Raw genomic sequence first — 26,115 nt, 5'->3', positions numbered from 1 at the left:
AACGCAATGACATCAGAGGCAGCAGCCTCCACCCCGGCGGCCCTTGTGCTCGAGGACGGCCGGATCTTCCGGGGCAGCAGCTACGGCGCCACCGGAACCGCCCTTGGCGAGGCGGTTTTCGCGACCGGCATGACCGGTTACCAGGAAACCATTACGGACCCCTCCTACGCCCGCCAGCTGGTGGTCCAGACTGCCCCGCACATCGGCAACACCGGTGTCAATGACGACGACGCCGAGTCCCGCCGCATCTGGGTGGCCGGGTACATCGTCCGCGAAGCAGCCCGGCGCCCGTCCAACTGGCGCTCCGAAGGCAGCCTCGACGACGAACTGGCCGGGCAGGGGGTTGTCGGGATCCAGGGGGTGGACACCCGCGCCATCACCCGGCACCTGCGCGAGCACAAGACCATGCGCGCCGGGATCTTTTCCGGCGACGCCGTCCGCGCCACCGACAAGGAACTCGTGGACGCTGTCCTGGCGAGTGCCCCGATGGAAGGCGCGCGCCTGGCTGAGGAAGTCAGCGTCGATGCGGCGTACACCGTGGAGCCCAAGGACTGGGGCTGGGACGGCGAACCGCGCTTCACCATCGCCGCGATTGATCTTGGGATCAAGCGCATGACGCCGATCCGCTTCGCCGAACGCGGCGTCCGGGTGCACGTGCTGCCGGCCACCGCCACGCTGGCCGACGTCCAGGCGGTCCACCCCGACGGCTTCTTCATGTCCAACGGCCCCGGCGACCCCGCCACCGCGGACAACCAGGTCAACTTGCTCCGGTCAGTGCTGGACGAAAAAATTCCGTACTTCGGCATCTGCTTCGGCAACCAGATCCTGGGCCGGGCCCTCGGTTTTGGCACCTACAAGCTGCGCTACGGCCACCGCGGCATCAACCAGCCCGTGATGGACCGCCGCACCGGCAAGGTCGAAATCACCTCCCAGAACCACGGCTTCGCCGTCGACGCCCCGCTGGACGGCGCCACCCAGGCCCCGGAGGAACGCTTCGGCCGTGTCGAGGTCAGCCACGTGAGCCTCAACGACGACGTCGTCGAGGGCCTGTCGTGCCTGGATATCCCCGCCTTCTCGGTGCAATACCACCCCGAAGCGGCCTCCGGCCCGCATGACGCCGCCTACCTTTTTGACCGCTTCATCCAGCTGATGGCTGACACGTCTTCCAAGCCCGAAACCGGCGCCAAGACTGCCACCGAATCCAAGACTGAGGACACCAAGTAATGCCCAAGAGAACTGATCTTAAGAGCGTTCTGGTCATCGGTTCCGGCCCGATCGTGATTGGCCAGGCCGCCGAATTCGACTACTCCGGCACCCAGGCACTGCGCGTCCTGAAGGAGGAAGGCCTCCGCGTCATCCTCGTCAACTCCAACCCGGCCACCATCATGACCGACCCCGAGTTCGCCGATGCCACCTACATCGAGCCGATCACCCCCGAGGTGGTCGAAAAGATCATCGCCAAGGAACGCCCTGATGCGATCCTGCCCACCCTGGGCGGCCAGACCGCGCTGAACACCGCGATTGCGCTGGACAAGAACGGCGTGCTCGAAAAATACAACGTCGAACTGATCGGCGCCAACATCGCGGCGATCGAACTCGGTGAGGACCGGGAAAAGTTCAAGGGAGTCGTGGCACGCTGCGGCGCTGAATCTGCGCGCAGCCACATCATCCACACCATCGACGAGGCCCTGGTTGCGGCCGAGGACCTGGGCTACCCGATGGTGGTCCGGCCCTCCTTCACCATGGGCGGCCTCGGCTCCGGCCTCGCCTACGACGAGAATGACCTCCGGCGGATCGTGGGCCAGGGCCTGCAGTACAGCCCGACGTCCGAGGTTCTGCTCGAAGAGAGCATCCTGGGCTGGAAAGAATACGAGCTCGAGATGATGCGCGACAAGAACGACAACGTCGTGGTGGTCTGCTCCATCGAGAACTTTGATCCGGTCGGCGTGCACACCGGTGACTCGATCACCGTCGCGCCCGCCCTGACTCTGACGGACCGTGAATACCAGCGCCTGCGCGACATCTCCATCGCCGTGATCCGTGAAGTCGGCGTCGACACCGGCGGCTGCAACATCCAGTTCGCCGTCGAGCCGGACACGGGACGCGTCGTCGTGATCGAGATGAACCCGCGCGTCTCCCGTTCCTCCGCCCTGGCCTCCAAGGCCACCGGCTTCGCGATCGCCAAGATCGCCACCAAGCTCTCCCTCGGGTACACCCTGGATGAGATCCCGAACGACATCACGCAGAAGACGCCCGCGTCCTTCGAACCGACCCTGGACTATGTCGTGGTGAAGGTTCCCCGGTTCGCGTTCGAGAAGTTCCCGGCGGCAGACCCCACCCTGACCACCACCATGAAGTCGGTGGGTGAGGCCATGGCCATGGGCCGGAACTTCACCGAAGCCCTGCAGAAGGCGCTGCGGTCCCTGGAGCAGAAGGGTTCGCAGCTTGACTTCAGCCCCGTCCCGGCAGGTGACGTGGCAGAGCTGATCGAAAAGTCCAAGCGGCCCACCACAGAGCGTTTGCACCAGGTCCAGCGCGCGATGCTCGGCGGCGCCACTGTTGAACAGCTCTTCGAAGCCACCAAGATCGACCCTTGGTACCTGGACCAGCTCCAGCTGCTGAACGAGATCTCGGTGGAGATCCGGGCCGCCGCGGCCCTGACCCCGGAAATGCTCAAGCGCGCTAAACGCCACGGCTTCTCCGACGAGCAGATCGGCTCCCTGACGCACAACTCCGAGGACGTCGTCCGCGGCGTCCGGCAGGCCCTCGGCATCCGGCCGGTGTACAAAACAGTGGACACCTGCGCCGCCGAATTCGCCGCATACACCCCGTACCACTACTCCTCCTACGACGAGGAGGACGAGGTGGCGCTGCACGCCAAGCCGTCCATCATCATCCTGGGCTCGGGGCCCAACCGGATCGGCCAGGGCATCGAATTCGACTACTCCTGCGTCCACGCCTCCATGGCGCTGCGCAAGGCCGGCTACGAGACCGTGATGGTCAACTGCAACCCCGAGACCGTCTCCACCGACTATGACGTCTCCACCCGGCTGTACTTCGAACCGCTGACCCTGGAAGACGTACTCGAAGTCATCGCAGCCGAGGAACGCACCGGCGGCGTGATGGGCGTCTTCGTCCAGCTCGGCGGCCAGACCCCGCTCAAGCTCGCCCAGCAGCTCGCCGACGCCGGTGTCCCGATCCTGGGCACCTCCCCGGAAGCGATCGACCTCGCCGAGCACCGCGGTGCTTTCTCGCAGGTCCTGGACAGGGCCGGGCTCGTGTCGCCGAAGAACGGCACCGCCGTGTCCTTCGAGGACGCTAAGAAGATCGCCGATGAGATCGGCTACCCGGTGCTGGTCCGCCCGTCCTACGTCCTGGGCGGGCGCGGCATGGAGATCGTCTACGACGAGCCCAACCTTTCCCGCTACATCGCCAACGCCACCGAGATCACCGCCGAGCACCCGGTGCTGATCGACCGTTTCCTGGAGGACGCCGTCGAAATTGACGTCGACGCTCTCTACGACGGCACCGAAATGTACCTGGGCGGGATCATGGAACACATCGAGGAAGCCGGCATCCACTCCGGCGACTCGGCCTGCGTGCTGCCGCCGATTACGCTCGGCAACAACGTCCTGGAACGGGTCCGCACCGCCACACTGGCCATCGCCGAGGGCGTGGGCGTCCGCGGACTGATCAACATCCAGTTCGCCCTCGCCTCCGACGTGCTCTATGTTCTGGAAGCCAACCCGCGGGCGTCCCGCACCGTGCCCTTTGTGTCCAAGGCAACCGGTGTGCAGATGGCCAAGGCGGCGGCCCTGATCGGCACCGGCGTGAGCATCAACGAACTTCGCACCACGCATAAGTTGCTGCCGGAAACCGGCGACGGCTCCACGCTGCCGCTGGACGCGCCGGTCTCAGTCAAGGAGGCCGTGCTTCCGTTCAGCCGCTTCCGCACCCCCGAGGGCAAAGTGGTGGACTCGCTCCTCGGGCCCGAGATGCGCTCCACCGGCGAGGTCATGGGCATCGACAAGCACTTTGATACCGCCTTCGCCAAGAGCCAGGCAGCCGCGAACAACGCGCTGCCCACAGAGGGCAAGATCTTCGTCTCTGTGGCCAACCGGGACAAACGCTCGGTCATCATGGGCGTCAAGCGCCTCTCGGACCTCGGCTTCGAGATCGTTTCCACCGGCGGCACCGCCGATGTACTGCGCCGCAACGGCATCCAGGCCACCCCGGTCCGAAAGGTCGCGGAGGGCTTTAGCGCCGAAGGCGAAGGCACCATCGCCGACCTCGTCATCGCCGGTGAGATCGACATGGTGTTCAACACCCCCTCGGGCGGCGAAGCCCGCAGCGACGGCTACGAACTGCGCGCCGCCGCGACGTCGATCGGGATTCCGTGCATCACCACCGTGGCCGAATTCAACGCCGCCGTCCAGGCCATCGAGGCGCTGCGCACGTACGAATGGTCGGTCACGAGCCTGCAGGAACACGCCGCGGCCCTGGCGGCCTCGCAGGAGCGGGTAGCCCGGGAAGCCGCCTCGCATGCCTGAGGCAGTCGCTGCTGCACCCAGCCGGGAGTCCTTCGGCTCCCGGCTGGGCCGGGCCATGGCGGACCGCGGCCCGTTGTGCGTGGGCATAGATCCACATCCGGCGCTGCTGCAGCGCTGGGGATTGGGCGACGACGCCGCAGGGCTGGAGCGTTTCTCGCTGACCGTCCTGGAGGCCGTGGGTTCGCTCGCTGCCGCGGTAAAGCCCCAGGTGGCGCTCTACGAACGTCACGGTTCCGCGGGCATCGCCGTGCTGGAGCGCACCCTCGCCGCGGCGGCGGACGCCTCCGTCCTGACGATTGCCGACGCCAAACGCGGTGACATCGGCTCCACCATGGCCGCCTACGCCGATGCCTGGCTGCGGGACGGGTCCCCCCTGGCCGCGGATTCAGTCACGCTCAGCCCGTACCTGGGCTTCGAATCGCTGCGTCCGGCGCTGGACCTCGCCGCGCAGACCGGGCGCGGTGTTTTTGTCCTGGCCCTGACGTCCAATCCGGAAGGCGCTTCGGTCCAGCACGTCGGGGGAGCGGACTCCGTCGCCCGACGGATTGTGCAGGCGGCTGCAGTGGAGAACCGCCGGTACTTCGTTGATCAAGACGGCGGTGACCTGGGGTCGACGGGCCTCGTCGTCGGCGCGACCGTCGGTTCCGCGCTGGCGGACCTGGACCTGGACCTCGCCGCCGTGCGGGGCCCCATCCTTGCCCCGGGCCTTGGCGCGCAGGGCGCCACCCCGGCGGACCTCCGGCATACCTTCGGTGGCGCCTACGGCCAGCTGCTCGGCACGTCCAGCCGCGACATCCTCAACGCCGGTCCCCGGGTCCAGGACCTGCGGGACGCCGCCGGCCGCACCCTTGACGGGCTGCGCGGGGCCTGAGGGGTGTTCCGGGTGGTTCGTGGTCACGGCTGAACTTTCCCATTGATTTCTGCCGGGCCCAGACGGTAGGTTCAGGACAGGTCCGTGGTACCGCCGGGGTGCTGCTTGGCCACTCCGGACGGACCGTGGGTGCGGTCCGTCCGACAACGCAGGGAGGCATGCAATGAGTTTGCGACCCCTCACTCCGCAGGAGCGGGCCGACGCCCTGGGGAAGGCGGCCGCGGCCAGGACCACCCGGGCCGATGCCAAAGACCGGCTGAAGTCAGGGGCGCTGACCATCTCGGAGCTGCTCAGTGCCGGCGAGACCGACGACGCGATAGCCCGGATGCGGATCGTGGAACTGCTGGAGGCGCTGCCCGGCATTGGCAGGGTGCGCGCGGCGGCGATCATGGAGCAATTGGGCATCGCCGCATCGCGCCGGGTCCGCGGGTTGGGAATTCACCAGCGCCGGGCGCTGGTAGATTTTATAGAAGACAAACAGCCCGGTCCGCCGCGCTGACTTCGAACCCGCCCAAAGGAATATGTGAGCAAGAAACCGGGACTGACAGTCCTCGCCGGCCCGACGGCTGTTGGCAAAGGCACCGTGTCCACCTACATCCGGGACAATTATCCCGGCGTCTGGCTGTCCGTCTCGGCCACCACCCGCCCGGCGCGTCCCGGCGAAGTTGACGGCGTCCACTATTTTTTCAAGTCGGCCGAAGAGTTTGACGCGTTGGTGGAAGCCGGAGAGCTCCTGGAGTGGGCAGTTGTCCACGGACGCAACCGCTACGGAACACTGCGCAGCACGGTGGACGCTGCGATTGCCGATGGCCGCTCCGTGCTTCTGGAAATCGACCTGCAGGGTGCGCGGCAGGTCAAGGACGCCGTCCCGGACGCCCAGTTCGTCTTCCTCGCACCGCCGAGCTGGGACGAAATGGTCCGCCGACTGGTGGGCCGCGGCACGGAAACAGCGGAAGAACAGCAGCAGCGGCTGGAAACCGCTAAACTAGAACTTGCCGCTGAACCGGAGTTTGACCACACCGTCATCAATGATGACGTTCGACGGGCAGCGGACGAGCTTGTTTCACTCATGGGGCTGACCCCGAACCCGTAGCTAGGCGCCGGGACGTATCGGCCCGTTTAGAATTTGGAGAATTCGTGTCCACGAACCTTGAAGGCATCATCAACCCGCCGATCGACGAGCTGCTGAAGGCCGCCGACTCGAAGTACGGACTGGTGATTTTCGGTGCCAAGCGTGCCCGCCAGATCAACGCATACTACGCCCAGCTGCACGAGGGCCTCTTTGAGTACGTCGGCCCGCTGGTCGACACCAAACTGAACGAGAAGTCCCTCTCCATCGCCCTGCGCGAAATCAACGAAGGCAAGCTCGTCTCCACACCGATCGAACCTGCAGAGTAATTACGCAGGCGGAGCTCACGTGCGCATAGTCCTCGGAGTCGGGGGAGGGATAGCTGCCTACAAGGTGGCGTCGCTCCTCCGGCTTTTTACTGAAGCCGGCCATGACGTCACCGTCATCCCCACGGAAGCTGCGACCCGTTTCGTTGGCGTCGCCACCTGGGAGGCGTTGTCCGGGCATCCGGTCAGCAACAGCGTTTTCGACGACGTGCATGCCGTAAACCACGTCCGACTGGGACACGAGGCCGAGCTGATCGTGGTGGCTCCAGCGACCGCCGACCTGCTGGCACGCGCCGCCACCGGGCAGGCCAGCGACCTCCTCAGCAACACCCTCCTGATGGCCGGAAGCTGCCCGGTCCTGATGGCCCCCGCCATGCACACCGAAATGTGGCAGCACCCGGCCACCCAGGCCAACGTCGAGACGCTCCGCAGCCGGGGTATCACCGTGCTCGAACCCTCGTCCGGACGGTTGACCGGCGCCGACTCCGGTCCTGGCCGGCTGCCCGAACCCCAGGCCATCTTCGACGCCGCACTGGCCCTCGCCGGTGCCTCCGCCGTGCCCGTGACCGTGCCGCCGTCGGACGACCCGTTGTCCGGGCCCTTGCGGCCGCTGGCCGGGCTCACCGTCACGGTCAGTGCCGGCGGCACCCGCGAGCCGCTGGATCCGGTCCGGTTCCTCGGTAACAGGTCCTCCGGCAAGCAGGGCGTGGCACTTGCCGCCGCCGCCCGCGACGCCGGTGCCAGGGTCCGTCTGCTGGCCGCCCACATGGACGTTCCCGCTCCGGCCGGCGTCGACGTCGTGAAGGTGGGGACCGCGCTGGAGTTGCGCAAAGCGGCGCTGCACGCCTCTGTCGACTCCGACGTCATCATCATGGCGGCCGCCGTCGCGGACTTCCGCCCGGCGGATGTCTCCGGCACCAAGATCAAGAAGCGCGACGACGTCGCCGATCCCGTCATCTCACTGGTCCGGAACCCGGACATCCTGCGTGAGCTTGTCGAGGTCCGGGACGCGGCTTCCCGCCGCCAGCTGATTGTCGGTTTCGCGGCGGAGACCGGTGACGCCGACGGCGACGTGTTGGAGTATGCTGCTGCCAAGCTGCGCCGCAAGGCGTGCGACCTGCTGGTGGTCAATCATGTGGGCCAGGACAAGGTGTTCGGCGAAGACACCAACTCCGTAGTCATCCTTTCGCGTTCCGGCTCCGAAGCCCAAGAGGCGTCGGGTTCAAAGTCCGACGTCGCGGCTGCCGTGATCGACCGCATCAGCGCCGAACTCAGCCAGGTAGTCCCGCCTGCCTGAGCCCGGAGTGAGCGGCGTCTCTTTAATCCAGGGACACACGCTGCCGGACGTCCGTTTTCCAACCAGTAAGGTAGTTGAGTGACTTTACCGCTGCACATCCCTGACTTCCACGGGTCCACGCCCGCCTCGCTCCGGCTCTTCACGTCCGAGTCGGTGACCGAAGGCCACCCCGACAAGATCTGCGACCAGATCAGCGACGCGATCCTCGACGCCCTGCTGGCCAAGGACCCCGAGTCCCGGGTGGCCGTGGAGACGCTGGCCACCACCGGGCTGGTCCACGTCGCCGGCGAGGTCACCACGGATGCTTACGTTGAAATACCGCAGATCGTCCGGGAAACCATCCTCGGCATCGGCTACGACTCCTCGGCCAACGGCTTCGACGGCGCCCGCTGCGGAGTGTCTGTGTCGATCGGCCAGCAGTCCAACGACATCGCCGGGGGCGTCTTTAACTCACTCGAAGCCCGCGAGGGACGCCAGGAGGACGACTACGACCTCCAGGGTGCCGGCGACCAGGGCCTGATGTTCGGCTACGCCAGCGATGAGACCCCGTCCTACATGCCGGTTCCGATCTGGCTCGCGCACCGGCTCTCGGAGCGGCTCACCGAGGTCCGCAAGAGCGGGGAACTGGATTACCTGCGCCCCGACGGCAAGACCCAGGTCACTGTCGGCTACGACGGCGACCGGCCCGTTTCCGTCGAGACTGTCGTCATCTCCAGCCAGCACGCCGACGGCGCGAGCCTTGACCAACTCCGCTCCGATCTCGCGACGCGCGTGGTGGCCCCGGTGATGGCCTTGTCCAACCTGGATTACTCCCGCTCCAAGAACATCCTGAACCCGGCCGGTGCCTTCGTCATCGGCGGCCCGGTAGGCGACGCCGGCCTGACCGGCCGCAAGATCATCGTTGACACCTACGGCGGCATGGCCCGCCACGGCGGCGGTGCCTTCTCCGGCAAGGACCCGTCAAAGGTCGACCGCTCGGCAGCCTACGCCATGCGCTGGGTCGCCAAAAACGTGGTGGCGGCCGGTCTCGCGAAGCGCGCGGAAATCCAGATTGCCTATGCGATTGGCCAGGCCCGTCCGGTGGGCACCTACGTGGAGACCTTCGGCACCGAGACCGTGGACCCGGCACGGATCAGTGCGGCGATCGCCGAAATCTTCGACCTGCGCCCCCGCGCCATCATCGACGCCCTGGACCTGAAGCGCCCCATCTACGCCAAGACCGCAGCCCATGGCCATTTCGGCCGGGAGGATCCCGACTTCACCTGGGAGCGGCTGGACCGGGTTGACGCGCTGAAGGCCTTCTTCAACGCCTGAGACATCCGGACGCTTTTGCTTGGGCACCTCCGGGTTTTTGCAGTAAGTGTCACTGCCTCGTGATGTGCTGTAGCCAGGCCGCCAATACCGGCGGCCTGGCTATTCTTTAGTGCCGGACATTCGCTGAAGAATCGCTGAGCTGAACTGCAGGCGAAAGGAGGACACGAGAGATGAGCCCGGCTCAAGGCGCGCCAGCTTCGGCTGAACCCTTCCAGCTCTCGCTGCTGCAGGGCTTTCCAAAATCCGCAGCCGCTGCCTCCGGTCCAGTTCTGGCCGAACGGCTCCCCGTGGCACGCGTGCGGCTGGAGTCCTCCTTGCCGCACCTTGACCGGCCCTTCGACTACAGCGTGCCCGCCGGACTCGATGCCGCCGCACAGCCCGGGGTCAGGGTGAAGGTGAAGTTCAACGGCCAGGAACTTCCGGGATACCTGATGGAACGGGCCGCTGCGTCCGACGCCGGCCACCCCCTCGTGCCACTGCACAAAGTGGTTTCACCGCTTCCGGTACTGACGGCGCCGGTCGCAGCTCTCGCCGGCCGCGTCGCGGCACGCTATGCAGGCAACGTCAGCGACGTGCTGCGCGTCGCTGTGCCGCCACGGATGGCGAGGCTTGAAAAGGACCTCGCCCCCGACGGCATCCTGGATCCTGCCGTCTTCGCCGACGAAGGCTCCGGTGCCGGGGCGGGCCCGGCGATTCCGGCCGGGCTGGAAGCATCCAGCTGGGGGTCCTACCGAAACGGCCCCGCGTTCGTGCAGCACCTCAACGCAGGCGAGTCCCCACGGGCGGTACTCAGTGCGCTGCAGGGCTGGGGACCGGGAGGCTGGCCCCGCCTCATCGCCGAAGCCGTGGCGGCCGTGCGCCTGTCCGGCCGCGGCGCCGTCGTCGTCGTGCCCGATTACCGCGACCTGGACCGGGTGGAGTCCGCCCTCCTGCAACTGCTTCCTGCCGGAGACGTTGCCCGGCTCACCGCAGACGATGGCCAGACGCCGCGGTACCGCAGCTTCCTGCGGATCCTCAGCGGTGCTGCGGGGGTTGCCGTCGGGACCCGGTCCGCTGCCTACGCTCCCGTCCACAACCTGGGGCTGGTGGTCTGCTGGGACGACGGCGACGACCTCCACATCGAGCAGCGCTCACCCTACGCCCACTCCCGCGAAGTTCTGCTGTTGCGCGCCGAGCAGGAGGGAGCCGCGTGCCTGTTGGCTGCACACACCCGCAGTACCGAGGCGCAACGCCTCGTCGAAGCTGGCTGGGCGTGGCCGGTCGAAGCCGACCGCGCCGTGGTGCGCCGGAGGGTTCCGCGGGTGCTGAACACGGCGGACAGCTACGAACTCGAGCATGATCCGCTGGCCAGGATCGCGCGGCTCCCGGGCGCCGCCTGGCGCGCTGCCAAGGAAGGGCTGGAACGCGGGCCGGTCCTGGTCCAGGTGGCACGGGCCGGCTATGCGCCCTCGCTTGCCTGCGAAAACTGCCGTGACCCGGCGCGCTGTGCGTCCTGCGCCGGTCCGCTGGCCATCGCCGGGGCCAGCGGGAGCTCTGCCGTGCCGCAATGCCGCTGGTGTTCGACGCCGGCGCCGGACTGGCGGTGCAGCACCTGCAACGGCGCCCGGCTCCGGCGCGGGGCCACTGGTGCCTTGCGCACGGCGGAGGAACTGGGCCGTGCCTTTCCCGGCAAGCCGGTTGTCACCTCGTCAGGGGACCGGGTACTGGCCACGGTTCCGGACTCGAAGGCCCTTGTCGTCGCCACGGTCGGTGCGGAGCCCGTCGCCGCCGGCGGCTATGCGGCGGCACTGCTGCTGGACGGCGACTCCCTGCTGCGCCGCGAAAACCTGCGGGCGGGGGAGGACGCCGTCCGGCGCTGGTTCAATGCCGCGGCCCTGGTCCGACCCGCGGGCGACGGCGGCCTCGTGGTGATCACCGCGGACGACGCCGCCGGCGTCGGTGCCCTGCTGCGCTGGGATCCGGCGGGCTATGCGCAGCGGGAACTCTCGCTGCGCCGGGAACTCCACCTTCCGCCGGCCGTCCGGGTCGCGTCACTGACCGGCGGGCGGGCCACCGTCGGGCACTTCAGCGAGGCCGTAACTCAAAACCTTGCCGCCCAGGGAATCGTATTGCGGACGGCCGGACCGGCGCCGCTGGTCATCACCGGACCCGGCGGCCACGGCGGAACTCCAGGGGCTGCGGGAGAGGACGTCCGGACACTGATGTTCCTGCCCTACGGACAGGCCGCACAAATCACCAGTGTGCTGCGGGCCGTCAAGGTCGCCGCCGCGGCCAAACGCACCGACGATCCGGTACAGCTTCGGCTCGACGGAGTGGACGTACTCTAAAAACGGTTCCGGCACAGTACGGACCGGTGCGGACGGCTGCGGCAACGTCCTGCCCGTGCCGTTGCGGTTGGACCAAGTTTTGTCGGTGCCTCGTGGTGTGATGTGAGGGTGAAGAACGGGCCGGTTTTGGGCAGGGAGTGCGTGGACGCGGTGGATGCCGTTTCCCGCTCCGTTGCTGCGCTGGCGGTCCTCGTCGGCGGGGAACCGTCAGGTGCCGCGGTGCTGAATGCCGGCGGTGGGGCTCCGTTGGTTGATGGCGGGGATGCGTTGCGGGATGCTGCCGATGTGTGTTTGGACGGGTTCGCCGAGGTGGCCCGGTTGGAGGCCCGGTTCGCGGCGTTGAAGGTCCTGCTGACCGCTGAGTTCGTGCAGGCGGCCGGGGCCTTGGTACTCCCGGCGCGGTCCGCTCAGGAGGGCAGCGCGCAGGCGATGGCCGTTATTGCCGAGGTCGCGTGCGCCCTGACGGTCAGTGAAGGGACCGCCGCAGCCCTGGTCTCCGAATCCCGCGCGTTAACGACGGCGCTGCCGCGGACCCTGGCCGCGCTGCAGGCCGGCACGATCTCCTGGCAGCACGCCCGGGTCGTTGTGGACGAAACCGCGCACTTGGACGCGGCCGGTGCCGCCGGGCTGGAGGAGCATTTCCTGGACCCCGAGGCCGCGAAACCGGCCCGCGGCTGCCCGGCCGGGGAGCTTGTCCCGGGACGGTTCCGGGCGAAAGTGCGCGCCTGGCGGGAACGCCACCACCCGGTCAGCATCGAAAAACGCCACGCCAAAAGCGCAGAAGACCGGCGGGTCGAGTTCGTCCCGGACCGGGACGGCATGGCCTGGCTCTCCACCTACCTGCCGGCAGCAACGGCCGCGGGGATCTGGGACCGGACCACCACCGCCGCCCGGGCCCTTCAAGGACCCTCCGAGGCCCGCACCCTGACCCAGCTCCGCGCCGACGTCGCCGCGGCGTGGCTGCTGACCAGCGGGACAAATCGAATGGAGGCCACAGGTGGAACGGGTGGAACGGGTGGGACGGGTGGGACGGGTGCCGGGGATGTTCCGTCGCCCCGGGCGCAGGTTCTGATCACCGTCCCCGTCCTGTCCCTGCTGGGCGCCGCCGAAGAGCCCGCCACCTTGGACGGCTACGGTCCCATCCCGCCCTCCATGGCCCGCCGCCTGATCGCAGAAGGAGCCGGGTCCTTCCACCGGGTCCTGATCGATCCCCGCGACGGTGCACCGTTGGAGATCGGCCGGAGCAGTTACCGGCTCACCGGAGCCCAGCGGCGCTGGCTTCGGCTCCGGGACGGCAAGTGCCCCTTTCCAGGGTGTAACAATGCTTCCCTGGATAACGAAGCAGACCACCTGCTGGCCTGGGCCGACGGCGGCACCACCGGGATCACGAACCTCGGCCAGCCCTGCCGCAAACACCACCGCCTCAAACACACCTCAGCCTGGACACCCACCGGGGCCAGCAAAAACCACCCACCCGGATGGACCTCACCAATGGGACGGCGGTACCCCAGCGAATCCCAGGACTGGGAACCACCACCCTGGCCAGCCATCCTCGCAGCACTGACCCAACCCGCAGAGGCGGACCCGGGGCCACAGCCAGACCTGGGGCTGCTCGCGGACGAGGACCACGACGCAGACTTGGGCTGGAACCCGCCACCAGGCGCGGACCCGGGCTGGGACCTGGACGCGGAGCTGGACTCGGGCTGGGACCTGGACGCGGAGCTGGACTCGGGCTGGGACCTGGACGCGGAGCTGGACTCGGGACTGCCGCCAGACCCCGGCCCGGACCCGGAACTGCCCGTCGACCCTCTACCCGCAAGGTACCACCCCGCGGCCTGAGGGCAAGGCTGCAACCTAGCGGCGTGCGTGGAGCGCCAGGGCTTCTTCCGCAGCGTCTAGCAGCCTGCGGGCGGACTCGTCCCAGCTGAAATCCGCTGCGCGCTCCACTGCACGGCGGGACCGTGCTGTCCACACGTCCGGCTCCTCCAGCTTCCGCACCGCGGCCGCGAACTCCTCCGGGGAGTCCGGATGGACGTAACTGACGGCGTCCCCGCCCACCTCACGGAAAATTGCGATGTCACTGGCGATCACGGGGGTGCCATGGGACATCGCTTCAACGAGGGGCAGTCCGTAACCCTCGGCTTTGGAAAGGCTGATCAGGGCCGTAGTTCGCCCCAGCAAAGCCTCATACTCGGCGTCCGTGACGCCGTTATGGAACACGATGTGCGCGCCGGCGGGCGCCAGGGCCTGGAGTTCCGCCCGGCGTTCGGTGGTGATCCGGCTGAGCAGGTGCAGAGTCATGTCCGGCAGCTCCGCCATTCCCTTGACCATGGTTTCGACGTTCTTGTACGGCATGAAGGACCCCATGTACAGCAGCGTCTTGTCCGCCCCTGCGCCAACATCCCGGGGCGTATGTCCGTGCTGCGGGGCGTTGCCGACGATTCGGACGGGCCTGCTGGTCAACCGGTACTTCGCGATCAAAGCCGCGGTAGTGGAGCTGATGGTTGCCACGACGTCGGCCCGGTTCAGGAGCAGGCGCTGGGGCCAGAAAGCCTTGTGGTAGAGCCGCCAGAGGACCCGGACCGGAGCGGGCAGGAAGCCCGGAGGCGCCGGGTGTTCGTAGTAGATCAAATCGTGCAGAGTCAGCACCAGCGGGTACGTCCGTCCCCAGCTGCCCATGGTCTGCATGGGGCAAACCACAACATCGGCGCCCAGTTTGTTCACCTTGGACGCGACGAACACCTCGGCGGGGGACAGCGGGCTGTTGATCAAGGTGTAGGGCACGTCCGGCAGCAGGGCCAGTTGTCGGACATCGCTGATCAGCATGGAGACATCGGCGACCTTGGCAGTGGCCGCGATCAGGCTTGCACCATAGCGGCTGATTCCGTCGTGGTGGTCCAGACGGGTGAAACGGGCATCGACAATAATTTTCACGAGGAATGGTCCTTCAGGAAGCGTCGGATGGCCGCCGCGGCGGGCTCCGGGGTTTCGTAGTGGATCAGGTGCCCGACGTCGGGGATCACAGTGAGGGCCGCATCCGGCAGGAGGCCCAGCAGGATGTGCTGGTCCGGCAGCGCGGCGATCTCGTCCTTTTCACCGGCGATCAGCAGCACCGGAAGCGTAAGACCGGAGGCCACCTCGGCCACGTTGCTGCCCACCGAGGCCTTGAACGCCTCCAGCAGGCTCTTCCGGTCCGCGAACGCGGAGAAATAGGCGCTGTGCTGGGCGTGCACAAATCGGCGGAGGTTCTTGTCCTTGGTCTTCGCCATCGCCTCGCTCATGATCCGGACGATCAACTGGCTGCGCAGCAGGCCCTGGCCCAGGCGGCGGGGCAGCCGGGCCGCGGCTTCGTAGTAGAGGACGGCGAGTTTGGTCATCAGCCCCTTGGACCCCTCCAGGGCAGGGGCAGCGATCGGGTTGATCAGGATCAGTTCACTGACCGTTCCAGGGTGGGCTGCCACGAAATGGCTCGCCACGATGGAGCCGAAGGAATGTCCCAGCAGGACCGTGTCGGGGCCCAGGTGCAGCGCCGCCATGAACTCGGCCAGGAACTGGACGTACCGCTCAACGCTGTGTCCGGAATCGGGAAAAGCGGCGGAGCTGCCGAACCCGGGCAGATCCGGCATGATGAGACGCATCTCGGCGAGCTGGTCGGCCACCCGGAGCAGGCCATGGTGGTCGCCGCGGAAGCCGTGCACCACCAGAATGGTCTGCGTCTCCGGGGTCACGCGGACGGGCTCGTAAATCCAGTACGCAGCCCGCGTGCCGGCCAGGTCCACTTCCGCGGCATGGGTGCGGGCGTCGAGGCCGGCGCTGAACAGGGGAGTGCCGGGGGAGGGCTGGGTGTCCACATGATCCATTCGATAAGTCCTAATTGACGGTGTTCGGGTTGGAGCCGGTGCGGACGCCGCGGTCCAGTCCGGCCAGGGCGTCCATGGCGGAGTCGTCCAGGCTGAAGCCGAAGACGTTCAGGTTTTCCCGAATCCGGGCGGAGGAGCTTGCCTTGGGGATGGCGACGATGCCGAGCTGCATATGCCAGCGAAGGATGATCTGCGCAGGGGTCTTGCCGTGCACGGCCGCCAGGTCCACAACCACCTCGTCCTGCAGGACCTGGCCGCGGCCCAGCGGGCTCCATGCCTCGGTGGTGATGCCGAGCCCGCTGTGCAAGGCGCGCAGCTCCTCCTGCTGGAGCCAGGGGTGAAGCTCAATCTGGTTCACGGCCGGGGTGACCTCGGCCGTCTGCAGCAGGCGGTCCAGATGCTCCGGCTCGAAGTTCGAGACTCCGATGGCCCGGACCCTGCCCTCCCGGTACATCGTCTCCAAGGCTTTGTAGCTTTGGGAGTAAAGCCCCCGTTGCGGGCACGGCCAGTGGATCAGGTACAGATCGACGTACTCCAGTCCGAGGTTGGCCATGGACGTGTCAAAGGCGCGCAGCGTGGCATCGTAGCCCTGGTCGTCGTTCCAGAGCTTGGTCGTCACGAACAGGTCCTCGCGGGAGAGCGAAGGGGAGGCCTCGCCGGAGCCGCCGCGGGCGTTGCGCCCGTCGAATCCGGCTAAAGCCCCGATGCCCCGGCCAACGCCTGCCTCGTTGCCGTACATGGCGGCGGTGTCGAAATGCCGGTAGCCGGACTCCAGCGCCATGGTCACCAGGTCCGGAGCGTCGGCAGGTGGCACCTTGTACAGTCCAAACCCCAACTGATCAATCAGTACACCGTTGTTGAGGCTGAGCCGGGGAGCGGGTTTCATAACCCCGACTTTACCGACTCCGCCGCCCGTCCTCCCCACGGCTCAGGACAAGCCGTCGAAGCTGACCAGGCGCCGTGCGCTGGCCTCATCGAGGATCAAATCGGTCGCCAGGCCTGCAGCAAGAGCACCGCGCAGTCCGTTGATCTTGGACGCTCCCGAAACCACACAGATCCTTCGGCGGATCTGGCGCAGCTGGGCAAGGTCCGGGCCGGTGGAGCGCTCGTTCAAGGTGATGCCGTCCGAAGAGCCATCGGCACGGAAAAACACCGTGGCGACGTCGCCGACGACGTCCGAGGTGGCCAGGACGTCGAGGTCGTTTTCGTCCAGGTAACCGCCTGCGTAGACGTGGCTGGGATAGTCGGCGTCCACCGATCCGACGCCGAAAATCGCAATGCTCATGCGTGCCTGCAGCTCCAGGATGCGTTGCACACTGCGCTCATTCCACATGGCATCTTTCGTCGCGGCGTGATCGAAGAACGCGGGGACCGGAAACTGCTCCACCCGCGCACCGTAGGCGCTGCCGAAGCGGCGCATGATGTCGGCGGCGTAGGTGATGCCGGTGGTTTCCATGTTTCCAGCCCCGTTGAGCTGGACGATCACGCAGTCGTGCGTGATTTTGCGGGTCAGGTGCCGGCTGACTGCGCTCAAGGTCGACCCCCAGGCGACGCCGATGATGGCGTTTGAGTCCACCAGCGGCCCAATGGTACGGGCGGCCTGCATCGCCACGCGGTCCAGTGTTTCCGCCTCATTGAGGGTGTCCACTACCGGAACCACGTGTACGTCCACCTTGTATTCGGCACGGATCATGCTCTCCAGCTCCGGGCCGGTATCCAGCGGGCTGCGGATTTGGATCTGCACCAGGCCGGATTCCCGGGCCGAAGACAGCAGGCGCGACACGGTGGACCGCGACGTGCGCAGCTCCCGCGCAATCGCGTCCATGGTCAAGTCCTGCAGGTAATACAACTGGGCGGCGCGGAGGGCGTCGGAGCTGCGTGAGGGTGTCATCCCATTTCCGTTCTGCACGTTTGTGCATAGTGCTTGACTCCATTTTCCAATACTCCAAAGAATAGTGATGAACGGCGCCGCGCCGTAGGGCGCGCCGCACAGAACCAGACCCAAAGGAGCAGTTCTTGGGACAGAAGGATTCAGCCCGCAACCAGGCATCGACCGGCGAGCGGACATCGGTGCGCAAGCTGCGGACGCGGCCCCACGCACAGGTGCTCATTATCGGTGGTGGCATCAACGGCGTGGGCACGTTCCGGGACCTCGCCCTGCAGGGTGTGGACGTCGCCCTCGTGGAGCGCGGTGACTACTGCCAGGGAGCCAGCGGCGCCTCCTCGCACATGATCCACGGCGGCATCCGTTACCTCGAGAACGGCGAGTTCCGCCTCGTTCAGGAATCGGTCGTGGAACGCAACCGGCTGCTGCGCATCGCGCCGCACTACGTGAAGCCGCTGCAGACCACCATCCCTATCTTCAGCACGTTCTCCGGCATTCTGTCCGCGCCGCTGCGGTTCCTGACCCACAAGCAGCAGGGTGCGCCGAAAGAACGCGGCGCCTTCTTGATCAAGCTCGGCCTGAGCATGTACGACTCCTTCTCCCGTGACGGCGGAACCGTGCCGCGCCACCAGTTCCGAGGCCGCAAGCGTGCACTGGCTGAGCTGCCGCGGCTGCACCCGGGCATCAAGTACGCGGCGACGTACTTCGACGCTTCCGTCCACAACCCGGAGCGCCTCACGCTGGACGTCCTCCAGGACGGCGAAAAGGCCGGAACCGCCGGAGCCAGTGACGCCCGCGCCAGCAACTACCTCTCCCTCGTGTCCGTGAAGGACGCGGCCGGAGCGGGGCGCACGGGCAGCACCGTGGAACTCCGCGACGAACTCACCGGCGAGCTGTTCGAGTTTTCCGCCGACGTCATTGTCAACACCACCGGAGCCTGGGTTGACCAGACCAACCAGGCGATGGGTGCGGCGTCGGCCTTCATGGGCGGCACCAAGGGCTCGCACATCGTGCTGGACCACCCCGAACTGCTGGCTGCCTGCAACGGCCGCGAAATCTTCTTCGAACACACCGACGGCCGGATCGTGCTGATCTACCCGATGGGGGACCGGGTCCTCGTCGGCACCACGGACATCGACGCCGACATGGCAGCCGATGCCGTCTGCACCGAGGAGGAAATCGACTACTTCTTCGACCTGATCGGCCACGTCTTCCCGGACATCGCTGTGGACCGGGACCAGATCGTCTATACCTTCTCGGGAGTCCGTCCGCTGCCCAAGCACGACGCCACGCAGCCGGGCTTCGTCAGCCGTGACTACCGCATCGAACACCGCGCTGCCGGGGAGGGCAAGTCCGGCGCCGCCGTACTCAGCCTTGTCGGCGGAAAATGGACCACCTTCCGCGCCCTGGCCGAGCACCTGAGCAACGACGTCCTCGCCGAGCTGGGAATGGAACGGAAAGTCTCGACGGCGAAACTCGCCATCGGCGGCGGCGACGGCTTCCCGGACAGCGAGGACGGCGTCCAGCGCTGGATCAAGACACACATGGCGGAGGGCCGGGACGCGGACCGGACCGCCGTGCTGCTGACCCGCTACGGCACCCGGGCTGAGGAAGTCATCCGCTTCCTCGACGGCGCCGCTGGCTCCGCACCGGACCGGCTCCTGCACTCAACCCGCGAACTCAGCGTCCGCGAACTGGAGTTCATGGCCCGCAACGAGCAGGTGGGGCACCTGGTTGACGTCCTGATCCGCCGTACTTCCCTGGCCTTCCGCGGGTTGGTCACCGGCGAACTTCTGAACGAAGTTGCCGACACCCTCGCCGGGCCGCTGGGCTGGGACGCGGCAGCCCGGGCTTCCGAGATCACCCACGCCCAGGAGGTGCTCAAACGGTTCCACGGTGTCCAGGTCCACAGCCTGGTCTCCTGATAGACCTCGGCGCCCGGACGGGGGACCTCCGGGCGCAAGGACTGCGCGGTTCATTGGGGACCGGCGCAGTGGCCGGCCGGCAGCGCTAACGCGTTGCCGGCCCAACAGCCTCTCAAACTCGCGAGAGGCTGACAACAGAAAATAGAGGAGTCAAAGATGTCTCTTGGAATAGTTTTCCTGTCCGAAGTATTCGGTACCGCGATGCTGACCCTGCTGGGTTGCGGCGTCGTGGCGAACGTGGCACTCAAAGGCACCAAGGGCAACAACGGCGGGTTCCTGATGGTGACCTGGGGATGGGGCATCGCCGTCTTCGCCGGTGTCTTTGTTGCCGCCAAGTCCGGGGCGCACCTGAACCCGGCCGTCACGTTCGGCCTGCTGCTCAATGGCAAGAAGGAGTACGCCCCCGGCGTTCCGGTTGACTTCGCCTCCACCTTCACCTACTTCGGCGGTGAACTGCTCGGCGCCTTCCTCGGCGCTGTCGTGATGTGGCTGGCCTACAAGCAGCACTTCGATGCTGAGCCGGAGTCCGCCAACCAGCTGGGCGTGTTCTCGACCGGCCCGGCCATCCGTTCCACCCCGTGGAACCTGATCACGGAGATCGTCGGCACCTTCGTCCTCGTCTTCGTCATCCTGACCCTGGGCGGGACACCTTCGGGCCTCGGACCGCTGGCGGTGGCACTTCTGGTCGTCGGCATCGGTGTGTCCCTCGGTGGCCCTACGGGCTACGCCATCAACCCGGCCCGTGACCTTGGCCCGCGCATCGCCCACGCCCTGCTGCCCATGAAGGGCAAGGGAGCCTCCGACTGGAGCTACTCCTGGATTCCCGTCGTTGGGCCGCTCGTCGGTGGCGGCCTCGCCGGCATCGTCGCAGCCATCGTGCCCATCATCGCCACTGCGGCAGCCTAAGCCCTCCCTGCTGACTCATTTACCTGCCAATCCCAAGACAAGGACGTCAACATGAACCAGTACGTAATCGCCATTGACCAGGGCACCACCAGCACCCGCGCCATTGTGTTCGACCACAGCGGCAATATTGTCTCCTCCGGACAAATGGAACACGAGCAGATTTTCCCGCAGGCAGGCTGGGTGGAGCACGATCCCGCCGAGATCTGGAACAACACCCGTGAGGTCATCGCCTCCGCCCTCTCCAAGGCGAACCTGACCCGCCACGACATTGCCGCCGTCGGTATCACCAACCAGCGCGAAACCGCCGTCGTCTGGGACAAGACCACCGGCAAAGCCGTGTACAACGCGATCGTCTGGCAGGACACCCGTACCCAGTCGATCGTGGATGAACTGGCCAGGGACGGGGGACCGGACCGGTTCAAGCAGAAGGTGGGCCTGCCGCTGGCCACCTACTTCTCCGGCACCAAGATCAAGTGGATCCTGGACAACGTCGAGGGTGCGCGGGCGAAAGCCGAAGCCGGCGACCTCGTCTTCGGCAACACCGACGCGTGGGTGCTCTGGAACCTTACCGGCGGGACCGACGGTGGCGTCCACGTCACGGACGTCACCAACGCCTCACGGACCCTGTTCATGGATCTCGAGACCCTTTCCTGGGACCAGGAGATCCTGGACGCTTTCGGTGTCCCGGCGTCGATGATGCCGGCCATCAAGTCCTCTTCCGAGGTCTATGGCACGGTCCACACGTCCCAGCTGCTGCGCGAGGTTCCGGTCGCCGGCATCCTCGGTGACCAGCAGGCCGCCACGTTCGGTCAGGCCGCGTTCGGCGCCGGCGAGGCCAAGAACACCTACGGCACCGGCTGCTTCCTCATCTTCAACACCGGTGAGGAAATTGTCCACTCCAAGAACGGACTGCTGACCACGGTGGGCTACAAGCTCGGCGACGCCAAGCCGCACTACGCCCTGGAAGGCTCCATCGCCGTCACCGGTTCGCTGGTGCAGTGGCTGCGGGACAACCTTGGCATGATCAGCAGCGCCCCGGAAGTGGAGACGCTGGCGGCCTCCGTCAAGGACAACGGCGGCGTGTACATCGTTCCGGCGTTCTCCGGACTCTTCGCTCCCTACTGGCGTTCGGATGCCCGCGGTGCGATTGTCGGCCTGACCCGCTTCGTGAACAAGAACCACATCGCCCGCGCGGCGCTGGAAGCTACCGCCTTCCAGACCCGCGAAGTGCTCGACGCCGTCAACGCGGACTCCGGCGTGCCGCTGACGGAACTGAAGGTCGACGGCGGCATGGTCGCCAACGACGCACTCATGCAGTTCCAGGCAGACATCCTGGGTGTCCCGGTCATCCGGCCCAAGGTCGTGGAAACCACCTCCCTGGGTGCCGCCTACGCCGCCGGGCTCGCCGTCGGCTTCTGGAAGGACCTCGGCGAATGTTCCGCCAACTGGTCCGAGGACAAGCGGTGGGAACCGCAGATGGAACAGTCCGAGCGCGAACGCCAGATGCGTCTCTGGAAGAAGGCCGTCACCAAGTCCATGGACTGGGTCGACGAGGACGTGAAGTAACCTTCACCCGGTCCGAACCGCCGCACCACAGAAAAGCTCCGGTCAGCCTGGTTGACCGGAGCTTTTCTGCGGGTGGGCGGGAGCCGCGGGCCGGCGTCGGGCGTGTCCCGTACCCGTCAGGAGCCGGTATGTGGGAAGTCCACCACGGCGCGCGGTGTCTTGGCATAGACGTCCTTGCTCACGGTGTAGCCCCTGTTATCCAGCGCGAGCGCCTGGGCGTTCACATGCGCCAGTTTCAGGCGGCTCAGCTTCTTGATTTTGACCAGGTCCATGGACTCCCGGCTGTCGCCGCCGGAGGCTGTGACCTTCACGAGCCCGGTGCCGGCCGAGTAGTACTTCCGCTGGTGGCCCGCACTGGGCGGATCCAGCGGGTTGAACTCGTCGATCACCAGCACATCGGTGTAGTAGCCCGTCGGGACGCAGACCCGCAGATTGTCGTGCAGCACGTCCCCGCAGTCCAGGAAGTCCACCTTCGGTGCGTAGGCCTGCACGTAGGCGGGGGTGTTCCGATGCGGTCGGGCCTGCATGGCGGTTCCTGCCCGCGCCCTGTCGATGCCGCTGATAAACGTACTCGGCGCACCGACGAGTTTCCCGTTCTCGTACTCCTCCGGGTATTCGCCGAACAGCCAGACATCGCCCTTGTCCGACTGGGCGAAGAAGGCCAGTTCGGACTCCGCGAGCACGCCGCCGGAGTAGTCACGGTCCCACATCACCAGGGTCTTGACGCCGTCGATCACCTTGGTCAGGCCGGTGACAGTGTGAACCACCTTGTGGGCTACCGTGCCGTCGGCGTCCGTCACCGTGCCCGTCGTCGTGTACTGCATGCCGGGGGTCAGCGGGAACCACTTGTTGTCAATGCGCGGTGACGACGGATAGCTGTCCCGGTCGAACCTGATCGCGGATCCGGGACCGCAGAGCTGCTGGCTCCGCCGCGCGGCGGTGGCGGCCGTCGCTGACGTCTCCGACGTCGCAGTGAACATCGCCAGCACCAGCAGGGCCGCCGAACCGTAGGCAGCGAACCGCCTTTGTCGTTGAAACATGAGACGCACCTTTCCTTGGGGATACTTACCGCGGCTAGCCGGCGGTGGCCGGCCGGTTCGCGCGGTGCCCGCGCCTGCGTGCCGTGCGGTGTTTGGCGAACCGCAGATACAGCGACGGGACGATGAACAGGTTGACCAGTGTCGACGTGACAAGGCCGCCCAGGATCACCACCGCCATGGGGTGTTCGATCTCATGACCGGGGATGTTGCCCATGACCACCAGGGGTACCAGGGCCAGGGCAGTTGCGAGGGTGGTCATCAGGATCGGTGACAGCCGCTCGGCAGCACCGCGCAGCACCAGCCCGGGGCCGAAGGGCACACCTTCGAACTGTTCAAGGTGCTGGCAGTGGTTGATCAGGAGGATGCCGTTGCGTGCTGCGATCCCCATCAACGTCAGGAAGCCGACCAAGGACCCCAAGGACAGGATCCCGCCGCTCAGATGGGCGGCGATCACACCGCCCACCAGGGCTACCGGAAGCGTCAGTATGGCGAGGGTGGCCAGCCGCCAGCTCCGGAAGGCGGCCTGGAGCAGAAGGTAGACCACGATCAGGGCGCCAAACGAGAACAGCAGCAACCGCTGGGATGCGGCTTGCCGTTCCGCGTATTCGCCCAGGATGGAGTAGCTGTAGCCGACCGGAACGTCGACCGACTGGAGATCGGCCTGGAGCTTCTCCACTACCTTGGCCAGATCGCCTTCCTTCACGTTGGCACTGACGTCCAGCCGCCTGGATCCCTCGGAGCGTTCAATCACGTTCGCCGTCGGCTTCACCGAGATCGCGGCGACGTCCGCCAGTCGGATGCGCTGTCCGCTCGGGGTGTCGATCACAAGGTTCTCTATGCTTGTGACGGAACTGCGGAGCTCCGGGGGACTCCACACCTGGACGTCGTAGGCCTTGCCGGCCCGGAAGATGTCCCCGACTTCTTCACCGGCAACCATCGTGGCCGCGGCACGGCGAACATCGCCTGGCTTCAGCCCGTAACGGTTGGCGGCCTCCAGGTCGACTTCCACATTGACTTGCGGGACGTCCACCTGGAGGGCGAGTTTTGCCCCGACTGCGCCTTCGATCCCGCCAAGGACGGTCTTGACCTTGTCCGCCTGCTTGCGCAGGGTGGGAAGGTCATCGCCGTACACGCGGACGACTACGGCGTAGCCCGTGCCCGTCAGGACTTCGCGCACACGTTCCTTCAGGTACGTTTGGACGTCCCGGTGGATTCCGGGATAGCCGTCCACCACGCCCTGAATGGCTGCCAGAGTCTCGTCGTAGTCGACGCCGGGGTCAACGCTGATCCAGTTCTCACCGAAGTTCACGCCCACCACTTCATCGGCTGCGAAGGCCTGGCCAATATGCGAGCCGCAGTTGTTCACGCCGGGGATCGTCATGAGTTCCTTGCAGGCCAGCTGGCTGACCCGGACCTCCTCGGAATTGGCTGTGCCCGGCTGCGTGACCCAGTGCATGAGGAAGTCCCGCTCCTTGAACGAGGGCAACAACGACTGGCCGAGCAGGGGGGCTGCAACGACGCCGACGAGGCCGAGGGCTGCCAAGGCGGCGTAGCCGGGGAGCGGGCGGCGGACGATCGGGCGCAGCGCTGCGTCGTACCAGCGTTTGAGGACCCGGACCACTGGAGGGTCACGGTCCTCCAGCTTGGCGTTCCGGAGGAAGATGTAGGCCATGGCCGGGGTGACCGTGAGGGCCACGAGCATAGACGCCATCACCGCAAGGGTGTAGGAAGTGGCCAGCGGCCGGAAGAACGCTCCGGTCAGCCCGTCCAGGAAGAAGATCGGCACCGTGGCAGCGACGATGATCAGTGTGGCATAGATGATCGGTCCGCGGACCTCCAGCGAGGCATTAACCACAACCCTGGCAGTGCTTCCGGTTCCGCCGCCGGCCCGGTGCTGGCGCAGTCTTCGGACGATGTTTTCCACGTCGATAATGGCATCGTCCACCACCACCCCGACAGCAATCACCAACCCCGCCAGCACCATCGTGTTAACCGTGCCGCCGGTCCAATACAGTACGAGGGCGGCCGCCGTCAGCGACAACGGAATCGCCATGACGCTGACCAGCGCCGTCCGCCACTGGAAGAGGAACACGCTCAGCACGAGGATGACGAGCAGGCATCCCAGGAGCAGGGCCAGGCTGAGGTTTCCGAGGGATTCCTCGATGAAGGTCGCCGGCCGGAACAAGGTCGTGTCCACGGCGATCCCGGTCAGTCCGGGTTCAAGCTGCTTCAGGGCTTCTTCAACGCCACGGGTGACTTCGAGGGTGTTGCCCCAGGGCAGCTTCTCCACGATCAGCATGAGTCCCGGGCCGCCATTGATGACGGCGTCGCCAATGAGTTGCTGGTGGTCCTCCACGACGGTGGCGACGTCGGAGAGGCGCAGGGGTGGCTGGCCTTCGCGTTCCTCCAGCGCCACCTTTGCGAGCTCTTCGGGCGAGGTGATGGGTTGTACGTGCCGGATGCTCATGGTCTGGCTAGGCGTTTCGAGGGCGCCGCCGGTACCGATCAGGGAACCGGGCGAGTACTTCAGCAAGCCCGAGTCCAGAGCGTCTGACGTGGAGTTCATCACGGCTTCGAGGGTCACATTGTTGGCTGCCAGCTTGGCTGGGTCCACCTGCACCTGAAGCATCTGGAGCCGTTCGCCCCAGATGGCAACGTTGGCAACCCCCGGCACGCGCAGCAGATGGGCCCTGATATTCCAGTAGGAAATCATGGACATCTCAATGAGGGAGCGGGTGTCCGAGGACAGCCCGATCTTCATAACGCGGCTGGTCGAGGACAGCGGCTGCAGCATCAGCGGCGGAGCTGCCCAGGTGGGCAGCGTCGGGATCACCGTTGCCATGCGTTCGGACACCAGCTGCCTGGCGTTCAGCAAATCCGTGCCGTTCTTGAATTCCAGCACAATCGACGAGAGCTGGGAAACCGATTTGGACCGCATGTGGTCCAGCCCGTCGATGCCGTTGAACGCCTCTTCCAGGGGTACTGACACGAGCTCTTCGACCTCAGAGGCGGTGAGTCCCAGGCAGGCTGTCTGGACCTCGACTTTTGGCGGGGCGAACTCGGGGAACACGTCCACCGAGGCGCTGCTGAGCTGGGCACCGCCCACGATCATCAGCGCTGCAGCCATCGCGATGATGATCGATCTGAACCTTAGACTGGCTGCGATTAGCCGGCGCATG

General features: G+C 66.5%; 19 protein-coding genes. 13 read left to right on the top strand and 6 right to left on the bottom strand.

Features of this window, described 5'->3' with window-relative positions; translation table 11 throughout:
* The first annotated feature begins 6 nt into the window (after positions 1-6).
* The 10 genes from carA (at position 7) to VUN84_09965 (ending at position 13,593) form a co-directional block, all read left to right on the top strand.
* Positions 7-1,224 carry a glutamine-hydrolyzing carbamoyl-phosphate synthase small subunit gene (carA, locus tag VUN84_10010; GenBank protein ID XAS62677.1) on the top strand — a complete coding sequence of 406 codons (1,218 nt, stop codon included), beginning with the start codon at positions 7-9 and terminating at the stop codon, positions 1,222-1,224.
* Entirely contained in the window at positions 1,224-4,550 is a 3,327-nt protein-coding gene (gene carB, locus VUN84_10005; protein ID XAS62676.1) for a carbamoyl-phosphate synthase large subunit, read from the top strand. The genes carA and carB overlap by 1 nt, the downstream gene beginning before the upstream one ends.
* On the top strand, positions 4,543-5,421 hold the full coding sequence (pyrF, locus tag VUN84_10000; GenBank protein XAS62675.1) for an orotidine-5'-phosphate decarboxylase: 879 nt from the start codon (positions 4,543-4,545) through the stop codon (positions 5,419-5,421). The genes carB and pyrF overlap by 8 nt, the downstream gene beginning before the upstream one ends.
* Positions 5,422-5,584: 163 nt before the next feature.
* Complete coding sequence (gene mihF / locus VUN84_09995; protein XAS62674.1) at positions 5,585-5,920, top strand: integration host factor, actinobacterial type; 336 nt, start codon at positions 5,585-5,587, stop codon at positions 5,918-5,920.
* Positions 5,921-5,944: 24 nt separating this feature from the next.
* Entirely contained in the window at positions 5,945-6,514 is a 570-nt protein-coding gene (gene gmk, locus VUN84_09990; protein XAS62673.1) for a guanylate kinase, read from the top strand.
* A 44-nt stretch (positions 6,515-6,558) separates the two neighbouring features.
* The gene (rpoZ, locus tag VUN84_09985; protein ID XAS62672.1) at positions 6,559-6,819 is read left to right on the top strand and encodes a DNA-directed RNA polymerase subunit omega; all 261 of its coding nucleotides are present in this window, start codon (positions 6,559-6,561) and stop codon (positions 6,817-6,819) included.
* Between the two features lie 19 nt (positions 6,820-6,838).
* Positions 6,839-8,113 carry a bifunctional phosphopantothenoylcysteine decarboxylase/phosphopantothenate--cysteine ligase CoaBC gene (coaBC, locus tag VUN84_09980; GenBank protein XAS62671.1) on the top strand — a complete coding sequence of 425 codons (1,275 nt, stop codon included), beginning with the start codon at positions 6,839-6,841 and terminating at the stop codon, positions 8,111-8,113.
* A gap of 78 nt (positions 8,114-8,191) precedes the next feature.
* A complete protein-coding gene (metK, locus tag VUN84_09975; GenBank protein ID XAS62670.1) occupies positions 8,192-9,427 on the top strand; it encodes a methionine adenosyltransferase in 1,236 nt (411 codons plus the stop codon).
* 170 nt (positions 9,428-9,597) lie between these two features.
* Positions 9,598-11,754, top strand: a complete 2,157-nt coding sequence (locus tag VUN84_09970; protein XAS62669.1) for a primosomal protein N' — start codon at positions 9,598-9,600, stop codon at positions 11,752-11,754.
* Positions 11,755-11,895: 141 nt separating this feature from the next.
* Positions 11,896-13,593 carry a DUF222 domain-containing protein gene (locus VUN84_09965; GenBank protein XAS62668.1) on the top strand — a complete coding sequence of 566 codons (1,698 nt, stop codon included), beginning with the start codon at positions 11,896-11,898 and terminating at the stop codon, positions 13,591-13,593.
* Positions 13,594-13,608: 15 nt separating this feature from the next.
* On the opposite strand, the gene VUN84_09960 is transcribed toward VUN84_09965, so the two are convergent.
* Genes VUN84_09960 through VUN84_09945 form a run of 4 tightly spaced genes read right to left on the bottom strand, consistent with a single transcriptional unit; the run spans position 13,609 to position 17,505 of the window.
* Entirely contained in the window at positions 13,609-14,688 is a 1,080-nt protein-coding gene (locus VUN84_09960) for a glycosyltransferase family 1 protein (GenBank protein XAS62667.1), read from the bottom strand.
* Entirely contained in the window at positions 14,685-15,614 is a 930-nt protein-coding gene (locus VUN84_09955) for an alpha/beta hydrolase (GenBank protein ID XAS62666.1), read from the bottom strand. The genes VUN84_09960 and VUN84_09955 overlap by 4 nt, the downstream gene beginning before the upstream one ends.
* Before the next feature lie 10 nt (positions 15,615-15,624).
* Positions 15,625-16,500 carry an aldo/keto reductase gene (locus VUN84_09950; protein XAS62665.1) on the bottom strand — a complete coding sequence of 292 codons (876 nt, stop codon included), beginning with the start codon at positions 16,498-16,500 and terminating at the stop codon, positions 15,625-15,627.
* Positions 16,501-16,542: 42 nt separating this feature from the next.
* Positions 16,543-17,505, bottom strand: coding sequence for a sugar-binding domain-containing protein (locus VUN84_09945; protein ID XAS62664.1), 963 nt, complete (start codon positions 17,503-17,505; stop codon positions 16,543-16,545).
* A gap of 179 nt (positions 17,506-17,684) precedes the next feature.
* Between VUN84_09945 and VUN84_09940 the strand changes: the two genes are divergently transcribed.
* The 3 genes from VUN84_09940 to glpK all read left to right on the top strand — a co-directional run bounded on the left by VUN84_09940 (position 17,685) and on the right by glpK (position 21,896).
* On the top strand, positions 17,685-19,424 hold the full coding sequence (locus VUN84_09940) for a glycerol-3-phosphate dehydrogenase/oxidase (protein ID XAS65815.1): 1,740 nt from the start codon (positions 17,685-17,687) through the stop codon (positions 19,422-19,424).
* Positions 19,425-19,580: 156 nt separating this feature from the next.
* A complete protein-coding gene (locus VUN84_09935; protein XAS62663.1) occupies positions 19,581-20,330 on the top strand; it encodes an MIP/aquaporin family protein in 750 nt (249 codons plus the stop codon).
* A gap of 51 nt (positions 20,331-20,381) precedes the next feature.
* A complete protein-coding gene (gene glpK / locus VUN84_09930; GenBank protein XAS62662.1) occupies positions 20,382-21,896 on the top strand; it encodes a glycerol kinase GlpK in 1,515 nt (504 codons plus the stop codon).
* A 116-nt stretch (positions 21,897-22,012) separates the two neighbouring features.
* On the opposite strand, the gene VUN84_09925 is transcribed toward glpK, so the two are convergent.
* Both VUN84_09925 and VUN84_09920 read right to left on the bottom strand, forming a co-directional pair.
* Positions 22,013-22,936: a hypothetical protein gene (locus VUN84_09925; GenBank protein XAS62661.1), complete on the bottom strand. Its 924-nt coding sequence runs from the start codon at positions 22,934-22,936 to the stop codon at positions 22,013-22,015.
* A 34-nt stretch (positions 22,937-22,970) separates the two neighbouring features.
* Complete coding sequence (locus VUN84_09920) at positions 22,971-26,114, bottom strand: efflux RND transporter permease subunit (GenBank protein ID XAS62660.1); 3,144 nt, start codon at positions 26,112-26,114, stop codon at positions 22,971-22,973.
* Between the last annotated feature and the right edge of the window lies 1 nt (position 26,115).

The organism is Micrococcaceae bacterium Sec5.8, from assembly GCA_039636775.1.
Lineage (GTDB): Bacteria > Actinomycetota > Actinomycetes > Actinomycetales > Micrococcaceae > Arthrobacter.
This window is presented reverse-complemented; position numbering and strand designations above follow the sequence as displayed.

What these genes read in the sequence shown, in the direction of transcription:
- glpK (XAS62662.1), top strand. Translation starts at nt 20,382, where the DNA reads ATGAACCAGTACGTAATCGCCATTGACCAGGGCACCACCAGCACCCGC.
- VUN84_09935 (XAS62663.1), top strand. Translation starts at nt 19,581, where the DNA reads ATGTCTCTTGGAATAGTTTTCCTGTCCGAAGTATTCGGTACCGCGATG.
- VUN84_09950 (XAS62665.1), bottom strand. Translation starts at nt 16,500, where the DNA reads ATGAAACCCGCTCCCCGGCTCAGCCTCAACAACGGTGTACTGATTGAT.
- VUN84_09945 (XAS62664.1), bottom strand. Translation starts at nt 17,505, where the DNA reads ATGACACCCTCACGCAGCTCCGACGCCCTCCGCGCCGCCCAGTTGTAT.
- mihF (XAS62674.1), top strand. Translation starts at nt 5,585, where the DNA reads ATGAGTTTGCGACCCCTCACTCCGCAGGAGCGGGCCGACGCCCTGGGG.
- carA (XAS62677.1), top strand. Translation starts at nt 7, where the DNA reads ATGACATCAGAGGCAGCAGCCTCCACCCCGGCGGCCCTTGTGCTCGAG.
- carB (XAS62676.1), top strand. Translation starts at nt 1,224, where the DNA reads ATGCCCAAGAGAACTGATCTTAAGAGCGTTCTGGTCATCGGTTCCGGC.
- VUN84_09920 (XAS62660.1), bottom strand. Translation starts at nt 26,114, where the DNA reads ATGCGCCGGCTAATCGCAGCCAGTCTAAGGTTCAGATCGATCATCATC.
- pyrF (XAS62675.1), top strand. Translation starts at nt 4,543, where the DNA reads ATGCCTGAGGCAGTCGCTGCTGCACCCAGCCGGGAGTCCTTCGGCTCC.
- VUN84_09925 (XAS62661.1), bottom strand. Translation starts at nt 22,936, where the DNA reads ATGTTTCAACGACAAAGGCGGTTCGCTGCCTACGGTTCGGCGGCCCTG.
- VUN84_09955 (XAS62666.1), bottom strand. Translation starts at nt 15,614, where the DNA reads ATGGATCATGTGGACACCCAGCCCTCCCCCGGCACTCCCCTGTTCAGC.
- VUN84_09970 (XAS62669.1), top strand. Translation starts at nt 9,598, where the DNA reads ATGAGCCCGGCTCAAGGCGCGCCAGCTTCGGCTGAACCCTTCCAGCTC.